This is a genomic window from Mycobacteriales bacterium (assembly GCA_035995165.1).
Taxonomy (GTDB): Bacteria; Actinomycetota; Actinomycetes; order Mycobacteriales; family CADCTP01; genus CADCTP01.
This window is the reverse complement of the sequence record DASYKU010000150.1, coordinates 1-17,210: the sequence shown is the minus strand read 5'-3', so window position 1 is coordinate 17,210 and position 17,210 is coordinate 1. Positions and strand designations below refer to the sequence as shown.

Here is a 17,210-nt window from a genome sequence, read left to right as displayed (position 1 = left end):
GCCGGATGGGGCACGCGGCTGCGGCACGCCCGCACCCTGGCCGCGCGGCACGCCGTCCTCATCGCCGCCGACCGGCCGTACGGGCTGTTCCTCCTGCTGTTGCCGGTGTTGCTCGCGGCGCTGGTGCTCGTCGTACCGGGCCGTGCCGGGCTGCGGACCGCGGGCGCGGACGCGCCGGGCGAACCCGGGCAGATCCTCGTGCTCCTGTTCGTGGGGGCGGCCTTCGCCGGCGGCGCGATCGCGGCGCGAGGTGATCGGCGAGCGCGCCATCCTTGTCCGCGAGCAGGCGGCCGGGCTCCGGCCCTCGGCGTACGCGCTGGCGAAGCTGGCCGTCTTCGGGGTCGTCTGCGCCGCCGAGGCCGCGGTGCTCGCCGTCGGCTGCGCGCTCGTCCGGCCGGTCCCCGGGGCCGGCGCGCTGCTCGGCTCCGGCGGGCTGGAGCTGGCGATCGCGCTGGCCGGTACGGCGCTGGCGTCCTGCCAGCTGAGCCTGCTCTGCAGCGCGCTGGTCCGCTCGACCGACCAGGTGATGCCGGTGCTCGTGCTCATGATGGCGCTGCTGGTGCTCTGTGGCGGCCTCATCCCGATCACCGGCCGGGTCGGCGTCAGCCAGCTGTCCTGGCTGGTCCCGGCGCGCTGGGGATACGCGGCCGGCGCGGCCACGGCGGACCTCCGGCGGATCTCGCCGGGGTCGCCGGCCGACGCCCTGTGGCGGCACGCGCCGGGTCCCTGGCTGCTGTCGATCGCGATCCTGGCGACCTGTGTGGCCGGCGCGACCGCGCTCGTCGCGGTCAGATTGTCCCGTATCGAACGTTCGTGATCTCTGTTTCCGTCGTCCGCCTGGCCAGTGGCTTAATGCAGGAGAGAAACAGGACGACCGGCCAGTGCTGATTGCACCGGACCTAATTTGGAGAAACACGGGCGACAAACCTGTCGCCCGTCCTAGACTCCGGTCGCTCAGCAGCGAGGGCGTGCTGACCGGGGGGCGACGTGTCCATTACCACCGATGTATTGCTCGACGAGCTCAAAGGCTTGCGCCGGGGCCGGGCGGTCTACGCGCCCGACATATCGGAGCGGGTCGGCGACCGGTTGCGGGAGGTCTGCGGAATAGACCGCTCCGACCCGCCGGGCGTCATCCGGGAGAAGCTCACCAGCCGGTTGGGCGACCTCGCGGGCACGCTTCCCGACGAGCTGCGGGTGGCCACCGCCGCCGCGCTGGCGATCCACCCGAAGGCGCGGCACCTGCTCCTGCAGGACCGGCTGCGCTGGCTGGCCGAGCAGATGTCGAGGGACGGCCGGACCGCGCGCCGGCGGGTGGACGAGGGCTTCGCCCGGCTCGCCGAGGCCGCGGCCGGGCCGCGCCGGACGACCCGGATGCTGCCGGACGGCTCGGGCCCGGGCTGGTACGTCGCCCGCTTCGAGGCCGTGCTCCGGATGGACCTCGAGGTGCCGGTCACGCACGAGCGGCGCACCGTGGTCGCCGAGTGGGACGGGGTCGTGGAGATCGGGCTCGGGCTCACGCTGCCCCGCGAGCACGGCGATTTCTCCGACCCCGAGCTGCTGGTGGACGTCGACTTCGGTGGCACGCTGGTCCGCCGGCACCGTGCGGCCGACGACGTCTTCCACTGGATCCTGGCCCTGCCGGAGCCGCTGCGGGCCGGCGAAACGCACGAGTACGGCGTCACCTTCAGCCTTCCGCCCGGCCGGCCGATGCGACCGCACTACGTCTTCACCCCGGCCCGCCGCTGCGACGAGTTCGACCTGCGGGTGCGGTACGGCGAGTCGGCTCCCTCGGTCATCCGGCGGGTGGAGGACTGCTTCCACCGCGAGCTGGACGGTCCGATCGGGCCCGGCCTGCCGCTGGCACCCGACAGCGCCGGCGAGGTCCGGGCGACGTTCTCCGACCTCGTCGTCGGATTCGGCTACGGCATTCGCTGGACGCTGTACGACGGCGTGCTCTCCCGGTCCGGGCCCGCCGGGCGGTGGGACTCGCGCGGCTAGCATCGGGGGATGTGTCGGAACATCACTGAGCTTCGTGGGTTGGAGCCGGCGGCCACCGATGAAGAGATCGAGGCGGCGGCGCGGCAGTTCATCCGGAAGGTGTCGGGGCTGCAGAAGCCGCCGGCCGGGGTCGAGGACGCGTACGAGAAGGCGATCGCGCGCGTGACGGCGGAGGTGCACACGCTGCTCGAGGCCCTGCCGGCCCGGCGGCAGCCGCCGGCGACCATCCCGCCGCTGCGCCGGCCCGAGGTGCAGGCCCGGATCAAGGCCCGCGAGGCCGCGAAAGCCTGAGACCGGGCGGACGTGCACAATTGGGACGTGGTTGGCGAAGGGCGGCGTCTCGAGGTGGGTATCTCTGCCCGGGAGACGGAGGTCCTGACGGCGCTCGGTGAGCATCTGACCAACGCCGAGATCGCCGCGCGGCTGTTCATCTCCGACCGTACGGTCGAGAGCCACGTTTCCTCGTTGCTGCGCAAGCTCCAGGCCGACGACCGTCGGGCGCTGGCGGCCGTGGCGAGGGGCATGCGCTCCGGGCCGACGGCCGCGCTGCCGTCGCCGTTGACGCCGTTCGTGGGGCGCCGAGCGGAACGGAAGGCGCTGTCCGACGCGCTGCACGAGCACCGCCTGGTCACGGCGGTCGGGCCGGGCGGGGTCGGCAAGACCCGGCTGGCGTTGAGCGTCGCCGCGGACCTGGGCGACCGGTTCGCCGACGGCGTCTGGTACGTCGACCTCGTGCCGGTCACCGACGCGGCGATGATCGCGTCGGCGATCGCCGACGCGCTCGGTCTCGGCGAGCACCAGAGCAGCTCCGCGGTCGACGACGTCGTGAACTGGTCGGCCGGCCGGGAGACGCTGCTCGTGCTGGACAACTGCGAGCACCTGCTGGACGGCGTGGTGGTCCTGCTGGAGCGATTGCTCGCCGGCAGCCCGCGGTTGACGGTGCTCGCCACCAGCCGGGCGCGGCTTCTCGTCCCGTTCGAGCGGGTGTTCCCGGTGCCGGGGCTGTCCGTGGACGCGGCCGGCGGCGACGCCGTCGAGCTGTTCTTCGGCCGGGCGGCGGCCGGCGGAAGCCCGCCGCGACCGGGCGACGCGGAGCGCATCGCCGCGGTCTGCCGGGCGCTGGACGGAATGGCGCTGGCGATCGAGCTGGCCGCCGCCCGGTACCCGTCCCTCGGGCTCGACGGGCTGGAGACCGGACTGGCCGATCGGGTCCGGCTGCTGACCGGCGGCCCGCGGATGAACGATCGGCACCGCTCGTTGCGCTCCACGCTCGACTGGAGCTACGCCCTGCTCGACGAAGCCGGCCGGGCGGCGCTGCGACGGGTCTCCGTGTTCGCCGAGCCGTTCACCGCGACCGCAGCGGTGGAGGTGCTGGCCGACTGGCCACCGGTACCGGCCGGCCACGTCCCCGGCATCCTGGCCGGGCTCGCCGACCAGAGTCTCCTGACGGCGATCGCCGACCCGGACGGCACCCGCTACCGCGCCCTGGAGACCGTCCGGCAGTACGCGGTCGACCAGCTCGACGAGGCCGGCGAGTCGACCGAGGTCCGATCGCGCCACCTGCGCTGGTGCCTGGGCCGGAGCGCCGCGCTCCAACTCGACTCGCTGGACGTGCCCGCGGCCTGGCGTACGGCGTTCGACCAGGTCGTCGACGAACTGCGGGCCGCGCTGGCCTGGGCGGCGCGGGACCCGCGGCACCGGCCGGAGGCGCACCGCCTGGCGACCGAGCTGGCCCATCGCTGCTTCCTGCGCGGGCTGCCGGGCGAGTCGCAGCGTCGGTACGAGCAGGCGGCCGAGCTGGCCGCCGACGACCTGGCCGCCGCCGAGGCGCTGCGCTGTGCCGCGGGCGCCGCCGAGTCGCGGCACTTCGGCAACGAGTCGCTGCGGCTGCGCAGCCGCGCGGCCGAACGGGCGGTGCGGGCCGGCGACCGGGCCGGTGCGGCCCGCGACCTCGCCCAGAACGCCGAACTGATCACCCGCGCCTCGGGCCTGATGGCGACCCCGCCCGAGGCCGGCGAGGTGGCGGCGCTGATCGCGCGGGGACGGGCGCTGGCCGACGGAGACCCGACCGCGGAGGCGCGGCTGCTCATCGCGGAGGCGTGCAGCGGGGTCGTCACCGATCCGGCCACCCTCCGGCTCATCGAGCGGGCGCTCGCGCTGGCCCGGCAGATCGGCGATCCGGTGGCCGAGAGCGCCGCGCTCGATCGGCTCACGGCGATCCAGCTCGCGCAGGGCGAGGTCCGCGCGGCGGCCGCCAGCGCGCTGCGGCGTACGGAGCTGCTGGCGCCGATGCCGGTCACGGCCATGGCCGGTCTGGAGTTCTTCGACGGGCTCGTGATGGCCGCCGAGTGCGCGGTCGCGGCCGGCGACCTGCCGACCGCGCGGAGGATGGCGGAGCGACTGCGGGACCTGCCCTTCTACCGGGAGGAAGCACACCTGGCGACCGCGCGGCTGATCGTCGTGACGGTGCTGGCGGGCGACTGGTCCGAGGCGGTCGGCCTGGCCGGGCGCTTCCGCGAGGGCTGGGAGCGGGCCGGGCGTCCCCGCGCGGGCAATCTCAGCCGGGCGGCGTACGCGGCGGCGACCGTGCACGGACTGCGCGGGGACGACGACGCCCGGGCGGCCTGGCTGGAGATCGTCGCGGACCTCCAGACGCCGGGACTGCCGACGTCCGCGATCCATTTCGGCGAGTTCTTCGACGCGGTCCTGCTGCTGCACCGCGGTCTTCCCGTCCGGGCGGCGCGGCTGCTGGAGACGCCGCCGGAGGAGTTCACCCAGTGGTACAGCGGTCTGTGGCGCTCGTGGTACGCCGCGGCCTGGGCCGAGGCCGCCGTGCTCAGCGGGCACGCGGAGGCAGCCGACCGCGTCCGGCGCGCCCGCGAGGCGACGGCCGGCAACCCGGTCGCCACCGCGGTGGTCGAGCGCGCGGCGGCCGTCGCCGGAGGTGACGGCGACGGGCTGGCTGCCGCGGCCGAGGCCCTGGCCGAGGCCGGCTGCCACTACCAGTGGGCCCGGACGCTCGTCATGATCGGCGGGGAGTCCCGGGCCCGGGGTGAGTCCGTGCTGGCGTCGATGGGCGCGACCGCCATGGTCTGGCCGCCGGCCTGAGCGGGCCGCGGCCGGGGCCGTGCGCGCATCCGGGACCGGCACGGACTCGCCGGTCCGTACCGGGCACGGATGCCCGCCGGGCGCACGTCCACCCAGAGTGGACTCAGCGACCCGTACCGCGACCGTCCTGAGGAGAACCCATGGTGAGCCCTCCGGACGGTCGCTGCCCGGCGGAGCTCCTGGCGGCGGTCCGGGCCGGCGACGAGCTCGCCTGGGTCCAGCTCGTGGACCGGTACACGGTCTTCCTGTGGTCGGTGTGCCGATCGTTCCGCCTCGGCCGGGCCGCCGCGGAGGACATCATCCAGACCGTGTGGCTGCGGTTGCTGGAGCGCGGGCACACGATCCGCGACCCCGGCGCGCTCACGGCCTGGCTGATCACCACGGCCCGCCGGGAGTGCCTCCGGGTGGTCGAGGCCCAGCGCCGGACCGCCGGCGAGGACCTGCTGCCCGAGCTCGTCGACCACCGCGCCCCGGAGGACGCGAGCCTGCGCGCGGCGCGCGACCGGGTGCTGTGGCGGGCGTGTCAGCAGCTGTCCGAGCGGGACGCGCAACTGCTGATCCTCCTCGCCCGCGGGCTGTCGTACGACGAGGTCGCCGCGGTGCTGGGCCTACCGCTCGGCAGCATCGGTCCCACCCGGATCCGGGCCATGCGCAAGCTCCGCGCCGAACTGGCCCGCTCCGAGATCCACACCCTCGCCGACGCCCTCTGACCCGGGGCCGGCGAGCGGACCGTGCCGCTCGCCGACCCCGGCCGGTCAGCCGCGGTAGGCCGCGAAGACCCGGGTGAAGTCCCAGTCGGCCTGGGGGACGCCGCTGCAGTTGCCGGACAGGGCGCCCGCGCATTGCCGGTCGCGGTCGACCGACCAGAACGTGAGCCGGGCCAGGTGGTGCAGTTGGGCGTAGGCCAGCATGGTCCGGAAGTTGGCGATCGAGATGTTCTCGCCCACGTCGGTGATGCCGTTCATGGACGAGATGCCGCTGTGCCGGTACGCCGTGTCGGCCGAGTAGCCGTAGGCGGTGACCAGCCGGTTCTTCAGCACGTCGGTCGCCTGGGTGGACAGCGCGCCCATGTCCTGGCCGTTGCCGCCGAAGTCGAACGGCATGATCGTCCACGCGTCGACCGTCAGCCCGCTCGCCGCGGCCCGGTTGATGAGCGTGGCATCCGGCCCGGTGCCGGCGGACGGGAAGGTCACGTAGATCGCGACGCCGGGGTTCGAGGCCCGGATCGTCTTCAGCGCGTCCACCGTCCGCTGCTGCACGGTCGCGTTGTTGTACGCGTCGCCCTCGATGTCGATGTCGATCGCCCGCAACCCGAACGCGTTGATCACCTGCTGGTACGCCCCGGCCAGCGCGGCCGCCGACGTACAGGACTGCTCGAGCTTGTTGCCGGCCGCGCCGCCGAAGGACGGCACGATGTCACCGCCGTTGGCGCGGATCGTGTTGATCGTGCTCGCGTCGGCGCCGCCGAGCAGCGGCCGGCCGCCGTCCCACTGCGGGCTGCAGGTGCCGTTGGACAGCACGAACGCCATCGTGAACCAGCGCACGCCGGTCGCGTTCATCACCGTGGCCGGGTTGGGCGGGCTGCCGAAGCCGACGGTGAAGTACGGCGCGACCTGCATCCCGGCCACGCCGGGCGGGGGAGTGGTGGTGCCGCCGGTCGGCACCGTCCACTTCTGGTTCGCGCCGCCCGTGCAGGTCCAGATCTGCAGGGGAGTCCGGTCGGTCGAGACGTTGCCGGTGACGTCGAGGCACTTGTTCGCGTTGGGGTTCACCAGGTCGTGCGCGGCGCTGAAGGCCCACCTCTGCGCGACCGTGCCGTTGCAGTCCCAGAGCTGGACCCGGGTGCCGTCGGCGGTGCCGGCGGCCGCGACGTCCAGGCACTTTCCGAGCGCGCGGACCGACCCGTCCGCGGCCATCGTCCACTGCTGGGCGGCTGACCCGTTGCAGGTGAACAGCTGGATCGCGGTCCCGTTGGCGGTCGCGGCCGCGTTCACGTCGACGCACTTGCCGGCCAGGCCGGTGATCTGCCCGACCGGGTCCACAGCGGACGCCGGCGCGGCCAACCCCAGTAGGGCAAGGAGAAAAACGCCTACAACACCGAGTCTTTTCATGATGCCGGCACCGTCCACTTCTGATTCGCGCCACCCGTACAGGTCCAGATCTGGAGCCGGGTCCCGTCCGTGGAGACGTTCCCGGTCACGTCCAGGCACTTGTTCGCGGCCGGGTTCATCAGGTCGTGCCCGGCCGTGTACGTCCACTGCTGTGCGGCGGTCCCGTTGCAGTCCCACAGCTGGACCGGGGTTCCGTCGGCGGTCCCGGCCGAGGTGACGTCGAGGCACTTCCCCAGCGCCTGCACCGTGCCGCCGGCCGGGAGGGTCCAGCGCTGCGCGGCCGAGCCGTTGCAGGTGAACAGCTGCACGGCGGTGCCGTTGGCGGTGGCGCCGGCGGCGACGTCGGCGCACTTGCCGGCCAGGCCGGTGATCGGACCGCTCGGCGCGCCGCCGCCGGCCTGCGTACCGGCCCAGGTGAAGGTGGCGGTGGTCTTCGTCGGCAGGCTGTAGGAGAACGACGAGCCGCCCCAGTTGACCCGGACCGTCTGCGCGGTCGCGGTGTCGTTGTAGGCGACCAGGGCCTTGGAGCCGTCCGGGTTGCGCCAGGCCACGTTCGGCACCGCGGCCGACGCGGTCGAGGCGATCCGGGTCGCGCCCGGCCGGACGAACTTCGTCAGGTGGCCCATGTCGTAGTACTCGACGGTGAAGTCGACCTGCCCGCTGCGCGCGTCTCCATTGTGGACGGTGACGAGCCCGGTGCAGGTGCCACAACCGCCGTTGTGCGGGCCCATGTTCTGGTCGACCGCGAGGCTCCATTTGGTGACCGTGCGGCCCCAGTTCCTCGTGTAGTCGACGATGTTGTGCATGTCCTCCTGCTGCTGGTTGGTGATCCAGGTGCCGCCGGAGTGCTCGGTGTCGTACGCGGACAGGGTCGGGAACTGGTCGTGGATCGTCGACTGCATCGCGACGTTCCCGCCGTAGCCGTGCCAGGCCATGCCGCCGAAGTTCGGGTCGTTGCGGACGGTCGCGTCCCCGACCGGCACCGAGCCGAAGTCGGGGTACGCGTCCCAGTTCCAGTCCAGCGCCAGCACCTTGGTCGAGAGGCCGGCCGCGTGCATGGCCGGGAACAGGTTGGTCTTCATGAAGAAGTCGAGCCCGCTGCCGTTCCAGCTCATCGACGGGTAGCCGGCGCAGCAGGTCGGTTCGTTCTGCACGGACACGAAGTCGATCGGGATCCCCTGGGCCTGGTACGCCTGGATGTACTTCACGAAGTACTGCGCGTACGCCCCGTAGTACTGGGCCTGCAGGAAGCCGCCGTTCATCGTGCCGCTGTCCTTCATCCAGCCCGGCGCGCTCCAGGGCGAGCCCATCACCTTCAGGTCCGGGTTCAGCGTCCGGGCCTGGCGGGTCAGCGGGACGACGTCGGCCAGGTCGTGGGCGATGGAGAAGCGGGTCATCGACGGATCGGTCTGCCCGGCCGGCAGGTCGTCGTAGGAGTAGGAGAAGCGGGCCAGGTCGGAGGCGCCCATCGGGTTGCGCAGGAAGCCGAGCCCGATGCCGGTGGTCGGGCTGAACAGCGACATCATCACCGAGTTGCGGGTGGCCGCGGACAGCGCGCCGCTGGAGTTCATCAGCCAGGCCGCGGTGTCGGTGAACGAGGCCCCGCCGCCGACGAACTGCTGGAAGCGGGTGTTCTCGTCGACCGTGATGTTCTGCCCGACGCCTCCCGTCCCGGCGGAGAACGTCACCGGCGTCTGCTGCTGCAGTCCCCGGACGACGTGCCGGCCGGCGGCGTCGTCGGTGGTGGTGAGCCAGATGTTCACCGTCTCGCCCGCGGCTCCGGCGGGTGGGGCGACGGCCAGCAGGCCGGCCGCGGCGAGCAGCGTGAGGGCGCCGAGCGGCGCGAGGATCCGGGCACGCATCCGACTCCGCCTTCCGTCGGGGGCGGCGCCGGGCAGGCCGACGACACCCGTGGACTGGCAGGTGACGCGGCAGCGGAGAGAAGCATCCCCCGGTGCCGGCGGCGGACCGGCACCGGAGGAGGCCCTTACTTCAAGGCTCGATTTAACCCAAAGGAAAAGTCCCGGTCAATGGTCCGCCCGGGTGACGCGGTCGGGGATGCCGTTCACGCGGCGCGCAGTAGGACCTGGCCTGGTTTGATGGGATTCTGCTGGCCGGTCACCGGATCAGTCCCAGCCGCAGGCGCACCGGCGGCCCGGTTCCGTACTCGAGGAGGACTGAGAATGAGACTCGCCCGCGGCGGACCCGCCGGCCAGGAACTGCCGCTCGTCGCGGACGGCGACGGCGACTGGCACGACCTGCGCCCGATCGCGTCCGATGTGGACGGTGCGCTGCTGGCCGGGCTGGACCGGGTCCGCTCGGCGCTCGCGGCCGGTGACCTGCCACTGGTCGGCGCGCCGGACCGGTTCGGACCGCCGCTGACCGGTATCGGCAAGATCGTCTGCATCGGGCTCAACTACCGCGACCACGCCGCCGAGACCGGGGCGGCCTTCCCGGCCGAGCCGATCGTGTTCCTCAAGACCCCGGACACCGTGGTCGGCCCGGACGACACCGTGCTGGTGCCGCGCACGTCGGTGAAGACCGACTACGAGGTCGAGCTGGCCGTGGTGATCGGGGCGACGGCCCGCTACCTGGACTCGCCCGCCGATGCGGCCACCGTGATCGCCGGGTACGCGATCAGCAACGACGTGTCCGAACGGGCCTTCCAGATCGAGCGCGGCGGGCAGTGGGACAAGGGGAAGAACTGCGAGACCTTCAACCCGCTCGGTCCCTGGATCCGGACCGCCGACGAGGTCGGTGACCCGCAGGCGCTCGGCCTGCGGCTGCGGGTCAACGGCGAGTCCCGGCAGGACGGCAACACCCAGGACATGATCTTCGGGGTGGAGCACCTGGTCTGGTACCTCAGCCAGTTCCTGGTGCTGCGGCCGGGCGACGTCATCAACACCGGCACGCCGGCGGGCGTCGCGATGGGCCGCCCGGACGGGGCCTACCTGCGGGCCGGCGACGTGATGGAACTGGAGATCGACGGGCTCGGGCGGCAGCGCCAGACCCTCGGGCAGGCCTGAGATGGGTCAGCTGGACGGCCTGCGGGCCCTGGTCACCGGCGGCGCTTCCGGCATCGGGCTGGCGATCGCGACCGCCTTCGCCGCGGAAGGTGCGGCCGTCGCCGTACTGGACCGGTCTCCTTCTCCGGCGGACCTGCCGGCCTTCTACCTCGCCGCCGACATCACCGACGACGCCTCCGTACGGTCCGCTGTGGAGGCGGCCGCGGATCACCTCGGCGGTCTCGACGTGCTGGTCAACAACGCCGGGATCGGCGCCCAGGGCACGGTCACCGACGCCACCGACGACGAGTGGCACCGGGTCCTGGACGTGAACGTCGTCGGTACCGCCCGGGTGTCGCGGGCCGCCTGGCCGCACCTGGTCCGGTCCGAGCACGCGGCCGTCGTCAACACCGCCTCGATCGCGGCCACCGCCGGGCTGCCGCAGCGTGCGGTCTACTCGGCCAGCAAGGGGGCCGTGGCCGCGCTCACCCGGGCGATGGCCGCGGACGGGATGGCCGACGGGATCCGGGTCAACGCGGTGAACCCGGGCACCGCCGACACCCCGTGGGTGGCCCGGCTGCTGGACTCCGCCCCGGACCCGGCCGCCGAGCGGGCCGCGCTGGCGGCCCGGCAGCCGCACGGCCGGCTGGTCGCGGCCGCGGAGATCGCCGGTGCCGTCGTCTACCTGGCCTCGCCCGCGTCCGGCTCGACCACCGGAACCGAGATCGCCGTCGACGGCGGGATGGCCGGGCTCCGGCTGCGCCCGCGGACGTGAACCGGGCTCGCCGTCGGCGGCGGGACCTGCGGCTGCGGCCGCGGGCGTGACCGGCCGATATTCGGTTGCCCCGGTGGGCGCCCCGCGGGAAGGTGGCCGGGACCGGAGCCGGCAATCGCCGGCGGCACGGGAGGAGGCGTCAGTGACCGAGACCCATCGGGCGCTGCCCGCTGCCCGTCCCCAGCCCACCGGCTGACGTCGCGTCGCGGTGGGCCCGGCTCCGCTGGAGATGCTCACCGTGACCCGCAGAATTCCGCTGGACAACGACAACGACAACGACGACCGCTGGACCCGGATCGGCACTCACCCCGTCGAGTACGACTACTCCGACGACAAGATCCCGGGCGGTGGCGACCGGTGGTCCACCTGGGACCAGTCCACCGCCTCCGAACGCGGCCCGCAGCCGTACCCGGACTGGCTGGTGACCGAGCTCGGCGCCGTGGACCTCGAGCTCGGCGTGCTCAAGACCGGCAAGGAGGCCGACGTCTTCCTGGTCCGCCGCGAGGTGCCCGAGACTTCACGGGGCTGCTTGCTCGCCGCGAAGCGGTACCGGGACGACGGGCACCGGCAGTTCCATCGCAGCGCGGTCTACCAGGAGGGCCGCCGCACCCGGAAGAGCCGGGACGCGCGGGCGATCCGCAACCGCAGCGCGTACGGACGGGAGGTGATCGGGGCGCACTGGGCCCGGGCCGAGTTCGACGCGCTCGTCCTGCTGCACGTGCTGGGGGCCGCGGTGCCGTACCCGGTCCAGATCGTCGGCACCGAGCTGCTGCTGGAGTTCGTCGGACAGCCGGACGGGGCGCCGGCGCCGCGGCTGGTCGAGATCCGGTGGCGGGGCGAGCAGCTGGCCGGTCTCTGGGACCAGGCCGTCGCGCTGATGGACATGCTGGCCGGAGCCGGGTACGCGCACGGCGACCTGTCCGCGTTCAACCTGCTCGTCGACGGCGACCGGCTGGTGGCGATCGACCTGCCGCAGCTCGTCGACGTCGTCGCCAACCCGCAGGGTCCGACCTTCCTGGACCGCGACGCCGCCACCGTCGCGGGCTGGTTCACCCAGCACGATTTCCCGGTCGACGTGCCGGCCCTCATCGCCCGCCTCCACTCCGCCGCCCGAATCCCCTGAAACGAGACCGGTCCCGGGCGGAAACCCGGGACCGACCTCGTGATTCGCCGATATCCTCGTACGGTCGGTTCAGTATCGGCGAATGCCGGGTGTCAGCCGGCTGGCACCGGATGACCGGGTCCTCAGCCGAACAGGCTCAGGACCCACCCCAGCACGACCACGATGATGTGGGTGTGCGGCTCCATGTCAGCACCTCCTCTCCTCCGCAGGGCGCCGCGGGGTGCGGCAGCCGGAGGTCGAGGACCTCGGCGGCGGGAGTGGCGGGCGCCGAGCGCGCCGCGAAGGCCGAGCCGAAGTGGAATCCGAGAATGAATCCGGCGAGCAGGCAGAATGCCGCGACCTTGACGGCGAACCCGAATCCGCAGAAAATCTTCACGGTGGCGTCCCTATTTGATTACCCGAATTTCTTACAATTCACAGGGTCGTCGGTTCCGGGACCATCGGGAATGGGTTTCCTGTTGCCTCGATCAATGGGAAACAGGCGCTCACAGGGCGCGCTCAGGAGAGTCACAGGCTCCCGCCAAGATCGGGACCCAGGGTGTGGGTCGAGACCGATCGAGGAAACGGAGACCTGGCGATGACCACCACGCTGCAGCCCCCGCGGGCCGGCGAGACCCGGGCGGAGGCACCTCGGCCGGTGTCGCCGGCCCGGCCGGGGAGGGCGGGCCGGCTGCTGCGCGGGCCCGTCGGCGATCCCGGCTGGGCCCGCCCGGGGCTGCTCGTCCTGCTCGCCGCGACCGCGATCCTCTACCTCTGGGGACTCGGCCAGTCCGGCTGGGCCAACTCGTTCTACTCGGCCGCGGTGCAGGCCGGTTCGCAGAGCTGGAAGGCGTTCTTCTACGGCTCCTCGGACCCGGCCAACTCGATCACCGTGGACAAGACACCGGCCTCGCTCTGGATCATGGCCCTGTCCGTACGGGTCTTCGGGCTGAGCAGCTGGAGCATCCTGGTGCCGCAGGCGCTCTTGGGCGTCGCCACCACCGGCCTGCTCTACACGACGGTCAAGCGCTGGTCCGGCCCGGCCGCCGGCCTGATCGCCGGTGCGGTCGCAGCGCTGACTCCGGTCGCGGTGCTCATGTTCCGCTTCAACAACCCGGACGCGCTGCTGGTCCTGCTCCTGGTCGCGGCCGCGTCCGCCACGGTGCGGGCGACGGAGAAGGCCTCGGCGAAGTGGCTGATGCTGGCCGGTGCGCTGGTCGGCTTCGGCTTCCTGACCAAGATGCTGCAGGCGCTGCTGGTGGTGCCGGCGCTCGGCCTGGTCTACCTGGTCGCGGCGCCGACCCCGGTCCGGAAGCGGATCGCGCACCTGCTGGCCGCGCTCGGCGCGCTGATCGTCGCCGCCGGCTGGTGGATCGCGATCGTGGAGCTGGTGCCGGCGAGCATGCGGCCGTACATCGGCGGCTCGCAGAACAACTCCATCCTCGAGCTGGTGCTCGGCTACAACGGCCTGGGCCGGCTGACCGGCAACGAGACCGGCAGCGTCGGCGGCGGCGGTGGCGGCACCGGGATGTGGGGCGCGACCGGCTGGGGCCGGATGTTCAACTCCGAGATCGGCGGCCAGGTGTCCTGGCTGCTGCCGGCGGCGCTGATCCTGCTGGCGGCCGGGCTGGTCGTGACCCGGCGGCGCTACCGCACCGACCGGACCCGGGCCGGCCTGCTGCTCTGGGGCGGCTGGCTGCTGGTCACCGGGCTGACGTTCAGCTTCATGGCCGGGATCTTCCACGCGTACTACACCGTCGCGCTGGCACCGGCGATCGGCGCGGTGGTCGGCATCGGGGCGGCGGCGCTCTGGCGGCGACGGGAGGGGTCGGCGATCCTCGCGATCACGCTCGCGGTGACCGCGGCCTGGTCGTACGTGCTGCTCAAGCGGAGCGCGGACTTCCTGCCCTGGCTGGCGCCGGTGGTGCTGGCCGGCGGCCTGATCGTCGCGATCGGGCTGCTGCTGGTCCGGGTGCTGCCGCGGCGGACCGCGGCCGTGCTGGCCGGGGCCGGGCTGATCGTGGCGCTGGCCGGGCCCGCGGCGTACGCGGTGGACACGGCGGCGACGCCGCACACCGGCTCGATCCCGACCGCGGGACCGGCGGCCGGCGGGATGGGCGGCCCGGGTGGCGGCGCCGGCCGGGGCGGCCAGGCGCCGGGCGGAACCGCGACCGGCACGACCCAGGGCGGCGGCCCCGGCGGGGGCGGCGTGAGCGGCCTGCTCAACGGCTCGACCGCGAGCGCGGCGATGGTCACCCTGCTGCAGACCGACGCCGGCGACTACACCTGGGCCGCGGCGACGGTCGGCTCCAACAACGCCTCGGGCTACCAGCTGGCCAGCGGTGAGCCGGTGATGGCGATCGGTGGCTTCAACGGGACCGACCCGTCGCCGACGCTGGCCCAGTTCACGGCGTACGCGGCGGCCGGCCAGATCCACTACTTCATCAGCGCCGGCACCGGCGGCGGCACCCAGACCGGCGGTAGCGCGGCCGCGCAGGAGATCGCGACCTGGGTCGCGGCGAACTACACCGCCACCACGGTCGGCAGCACCACCGTCTACGACCTGACCAGCTAGGAGGCGAGTACGCGTGCGGGCCGGCCGGGAGGCCGGCCCGCACTCAGGTCCAGCGCAGGCCGTACCCGTGGCCGGGGGTCAGCCGCTGGAACTCGAGGTGGACCTCGCCGGACGGGTCGATCTCCACCTCGTCCCGGTCCCGGGGCTGCTCGTCGAGGTCGCGGTGGAACGCGTCGGCGACCCGGAAGACCCGGTCCGGCGGCGCCGCCCGGTCGAAGCGGACGTGCAGGTCGAAGTGGTCGATCCGCAGCGCCGGGGTGAGCACGTAGTGCGGGCGCATCGGCCGGTCGGGCGGTTGCCGCCAGAGGATCGAGTACTCGTGCCGGTCGCCGGCCCGCAGCGTGGTCGGCAGGTTGAGCACCAGCCGGAACCGGCTCTCCGAGTCCCACTCCTTCAACCCCAGTACGCCGCCGAAGAGCATCTGGGCGTGCAGGTCCGGCGGCTTGTCGCCGTCCGGCGGGATGGTGCGGGAGAGCACGAGCTGCTCGATCCCGTCCTGCTCGGCCACCGCGACCCGCCGTTCGATGGCGGTCGGGGCCTCGGCGTCCATCACCATCACGGACTGGGCAGTCTCGATGTACCAGCCGGAGGAGGGCAGCGCGCCGGCGTTCCGGGTGCTCCGGCCGGCGGCCAGATGCTCCGCCAGCATCCCGCAGGCCTCGTCCATCCGGCGGCGGGCGGTGCGGGCGTCCCGGTTGAGCCGGTCGGCCAGCCAGTCGACCCGGTCCTCGAGCTTGTGCAGCTGCCGGACCGCGGGATGCACTCCGAGCGCGGCCAGCACCGCCGTCGAGAGCTCGTCCGGCAGCGTGCCGGCGGCCACCCGCAGCCTCGTGATCACCTTGTTGCGCAGGTCGGGCTCGGTGCCGGTGGCCTCGCAGACGTCCCGCAGCCCCGGTCCCAGCCGCCGCGCCAGCTGCGGGTGGTAGAGGCCGAGGCCGCGCCGGACCAGCTTGAGCTCGCTCGTGAGCGATTCCCTGGTGACGCCCATCAGCACCGCTACAGGACACTCCTGATGCAGGTAGATGTCCAGTTGGCCAGAAAGACGGGGCTATCAGTGAGAGCGGCTCTCAGGAAAGACTGGGCTGTCGTGGCTCCGGCTGGATGCGGGCGGGAACGCGAATCGGGGGGTCCGCATCCGGCCGGGGTCGTGATCATCGGGGAAAGGGATTGGGACACATGCCATCAACGCTCACGGGGAGCGTCTGCACGGATCACGAGCTGGACGGGGAGGAGACCTTCAGACGCGACGTGGGCGATCGGATCCGCAACGAACGACTCCTGCGCAACCTGCGCCAGGAGGAACTGGCCGAACGGGCCGGGGTCAGCCGGAACTTCGTCAGCGCGGTCGAGCGCGGGACGCAGCGGCTGGACGCCTGGCGGCTGCGGCATCTGGCCCGGGCGCTGGAGTGCGAGCTCGGCTGGCTGCTGCTGGACGACCGACCCCTGCCGCGCCCGCGCCGGGGCTGAGTCTCCGGGTCGGCGCTGAACCGGATCAGCAGCGCCGGCCCGGCGCAACGGGGTGTTGACCCGGGGCTCCTGTTGTCCTTCTCCCTGGGGCGACTTGTCCTTCTCCCCGGGGGGCGACTTGTCCTTCTCCCGGGGGGCGACCTACGGTCCGTGGGGTCGGTTCCCCCGACCGGGGTGACCGGGAGGGGAGTGTCGATGCCCACGACGGTGCGTGCTGCGTTGGTCCAGGCGACCTGGACCGGCGACAAGGAAAGCATGATCAAGGCGCACGAGGAGTACGCGCGGGAGGCGGCCGCGCAGGGCGCCAAGGTGGTCTGTTTCCAGGAGCTGTTCTACGGGCCGTACTTCTGCCAGGTCCAGGACGCCAAGTTCTACGACTACGCGGAGTCGGTGCCGGGACCGACGGTGGAGCGCTTCCAGGCGCTGGCCACCGAGCTGGGCACGGTCCTGGTGCTGCCGGTGTACGAGCAGGAGAAGGCCGGCGAGCTCTACAACACCGCGGCGGTGATCGACGCGGACGGTAAGTACCTCGGCAAATACCGCAAAACCCACATTCCGCAGGTCAAGGGCTTCTGGGAGAAGTTCTACTTCCGCCCGGGCAACCTGGGCTACCCGGTGTTCGACACCGCGGTGGGCAAGATCGGCGTCTACATCTGCTACGAGCGGCACTTCCCTGAGGGCTGGCGCGCCCTGGGCCTGGGCGGAGCGAAGATCGTGTTCAACCCGTCCGCCACCAGCCGCGGCCTGTCCGAGTACCTGTGGAAGCTGGAGCAGACCTCGGCCGCGGTGGCCAACGAGTACTTCGTCGGCACGATCAACCGGGTCGGCGTCGAACCGCTCGGCGACGACGACTTCTACGGTCAGTCCTACTTCGCCGACCCACGCGGCCAGATCATGGGCGGCACCGCCTCGGACAACGCCGACGAGGTGCTGATCCGCGACCTGGACATGGACCTGCTGGAAGAGGTCCGGCACCAGTGGCAGTTCTACCGGGACCGTCGGCCGGACTCCTACGGCCAGCTGACCCAGCCCTGACCCCGCCCCCCTCTAACCAGCTCCCACCAGCACC

General features: G+C 72.8%; 16 protein-coding genes. 11 read left to right on the top strand and 5 right to left on the bottom strand.

Features of this window, described 5'->3' with window-relative positions; genetic code table 11:
- Positions 1 to 270, bottom strand: a 270-nt coding sequence (locus tag VGP36_24610; protein ID HEV7657896.1) for a hypothetical protein, incomplete at its 3' end; no start/stop codon positions are given.
- Here VGP36_24610 and VGP36_24605 point away from each other — a divergent pair.
- The 5 genes from VGP36_24605 to VGP36_24585 all read left to right on the top strand — a co-directional run bounded on the left by VGP36_24605 (position 251) and on the right by VGP36_24585 (position 5,816).
- Complete coding sequence (locus tag VGP36_24605; GenBank protein ID HEV7657895.1) at positions 251 to 817, top strand: ABC transporter permease; 567 nt, start codon at positions 251 to 253, stop codon at positions 815 to 817. The genes VGP36_24610 and VGP36_24605 overlap by 20 nt on opposite strands.
- Positions 818 to 987: 170 nt before the next feature.
- Positions 988 to 1,998, top strand: a complete 1,011-nt coding sequence (locus tag VGP36_24600; GenBank protein ID HEV7657894.1) for a hypothetical protein — start codon at positions 988 to 990, stop codon at positions 1,996 to 1,998.
- A gap of 9 nt (positions 1,999 to 2,007) precedes the next feature.
- The gene (locus VGP36_24595; protein HEV7657893.1) at positions 2,008 to 2,289 is read left to right on the top strand and encodes a DUF2277 domain-containing protein; all 282 of its coding nucleotides are present in this window, start codon (positions 2,008 to 2,010) and stop codon (positions 2,287 to 2,289) included.
- A gap of 54 nt (positions 2,290 to 2,343) precedes the next feature.
- Positions 2,344 to 5,106: a LuxR C-terminal-related transcriptional regulator gene (locus VGP36_24590; protein HEV7657892.1), complete on the top strand. Its 2,763-nt coding sequence runs from the start codon at positions 2,344 to 2,346 to the stop codon at positions 5,104 to 5,106.
- A gap of 140 nt (positions 5,107 to 5,246) precedes the next feature.
- Positions 5,247 to 5,816, top strand: coding sequence for a sigma-70 family RNA polymerase sigma factor (locus VGP36_24585; protein HEV7657891.1), 570 nt, complete (start codon positions 5,247 to 5,249; stop codon positions 5,814 to 5,816).
- Between the two features lie 45 nt (positions 5,817 to 5,861).
- Here VGP36_24585 and VGP36_24580 read toward each other — a convergent pair whose 3' ends face one another.
- Both VGP36_24580 and VGP36_24575 read right to left on the bottom strand, forming a co-directional pair.
- On the bottom strand, positions 5,862 to 7,169 hold the full coding sequence (locus VGP36_24580) for an RICIN domain-containing protein (protein ID HEV7657890.1): 1,308 nt from the start codon (positions 7,167 to 7,169) through the stop codon (positions 5,862 to 5,864).
- A gap of 44 nt (positions 7,170 to 7,213) precedes the next feature.
- Entirely contained in the window at positions 7,214 to 9,079 is a 1,866-nt protein-coding gene (locus tag VGP36_24575) for a ricin-type beta-trefoil lectin domain protein (protein HEV7657889.1), read from the bottom strand.
- 321 nt (positions 9,080 to 9,400) lie between these two features.
- Here VGP36_24575 and VGP36_24570 point away from each other — a divergent pair, with 321 nt between their 5' ends.
- The 3 genes from VGP36_24570 (at position 9,401) to VGP36_24560 (ending at position 12,120) form a co-directional block, all read left to right on the top strand.
- Positions 9,401 to 10,243 (top strand): fumarylacetoacetate hydrolase family protein, encoded by an 843-nt coding sequence (locus tag VGP36_24570; GenBank protein HEV7657888.1) that lies wholly within the window; start codon positions 9,401 to 9,403, stop codon positions 10,241 to 10,243.
- A gap of 1 nt (position 10,244) precedes the next feature.
- Positions 10,245 to 10,997, top strand: coding sequence for an SDR family oxidoreductase (locus tag VGP36_24565; protein HEV7657887.1), 753 nt, complete (start codon positions 10,245 to 10,247; stop codon positions 10,995 to 10,997).
- Between the two features lie 238 nt (positions 10,998 to 11,235).
- Positions 11,236 to 12,120 (top strand): RIO1 family regulatory kinase/ATPase, encoded by an 885-nt coding sequence (locus VGP36_24560; protein ID HEV7657886.1) that lies wholly within the window; start codon positions 11,236 to 11,238, stop codon positions 12,118 to 12,120.
- A 136-nt stretch (positions 12,121 to 12,256) separates the two neighbouring features.
- On the opposite strand, the gene VGP36_24555 is transcribed toward VGP36_24560, so the two are convergent.
- Complete coding sequence (locus tag VGP36_24555) at positions 12,257 to 12,496, bottom strand: hypothetical protein (GenBank protein ID HEV7657885.1); 240 nt, start codon at positions 12,494 to 12,496, stop codon at positions 12,257 to 12,259.
- A gap of 201 nt (positions 12,497 to 12,697) precedes the next feature.
- On the opposite strand from VGP36_24555, the gene VGP36_24550 reads away from it, so the two are divergent.
- Positions 12,698 to 14,674: a glycosyltransferase family 39 protein gene (locus VGP36_24550; GenBank protein ID HEV7657884.1), complete on the top strand. Its 1,977-nt coding sequence runs from the start codon at positions 12,698 to 12,700 to the stop codon at positions 14,672 to 14,674.
- A gap of 43 nt (positions 14,675 to 14,717) precedes the next feature.
- Here the strand turns inward: VGP36_24550 and VGP36_24545 are convergent, their stop codons facing one another.
- Positions 14,718 to 15,668 carry a hypothetical protein gene (locus tag VGP36_24545; protein HEV7657883.1) on the bottom strand — a complete coding sequence of 317 codons (951 nt, stop codon included), beginning with the start codon at positions 15,666 to 15,668 and terminating at the stop codon, positions 14,718 to 14,720.
- 254 nt (positions 15,669 to 15,922) lie between these two features.
- Between VGP36_24545 and VGP36_24540 the strand changes: the two genes are divergently transcribed.
- On the top strand, positions 15,923 to 16,141 hold the full coding sequence (locus VGP36_24540) for a helix-turn-helix transcriptional regulator (GenBank protein ID HEV7657882.1): 219 nt from the start codon (positions 15,923 to 15,925) through the stop codon (positions 16,139 to 16,141).
- A gap of 195 nt (positions 16,142 to 16,336) precedes the next feature.
- Entirely contained in the window at positions 16,337 to 17,176 is an 840-nt protein-coding gene (locus VGP36_24535; GenBank protein ID HEV7657881.1) for a nitrilase-related carbon-nitrogen hydrolase, read from the top strand.
- Positions 17,177 to 17,210 lie beyond the last annotated feature (34 nt).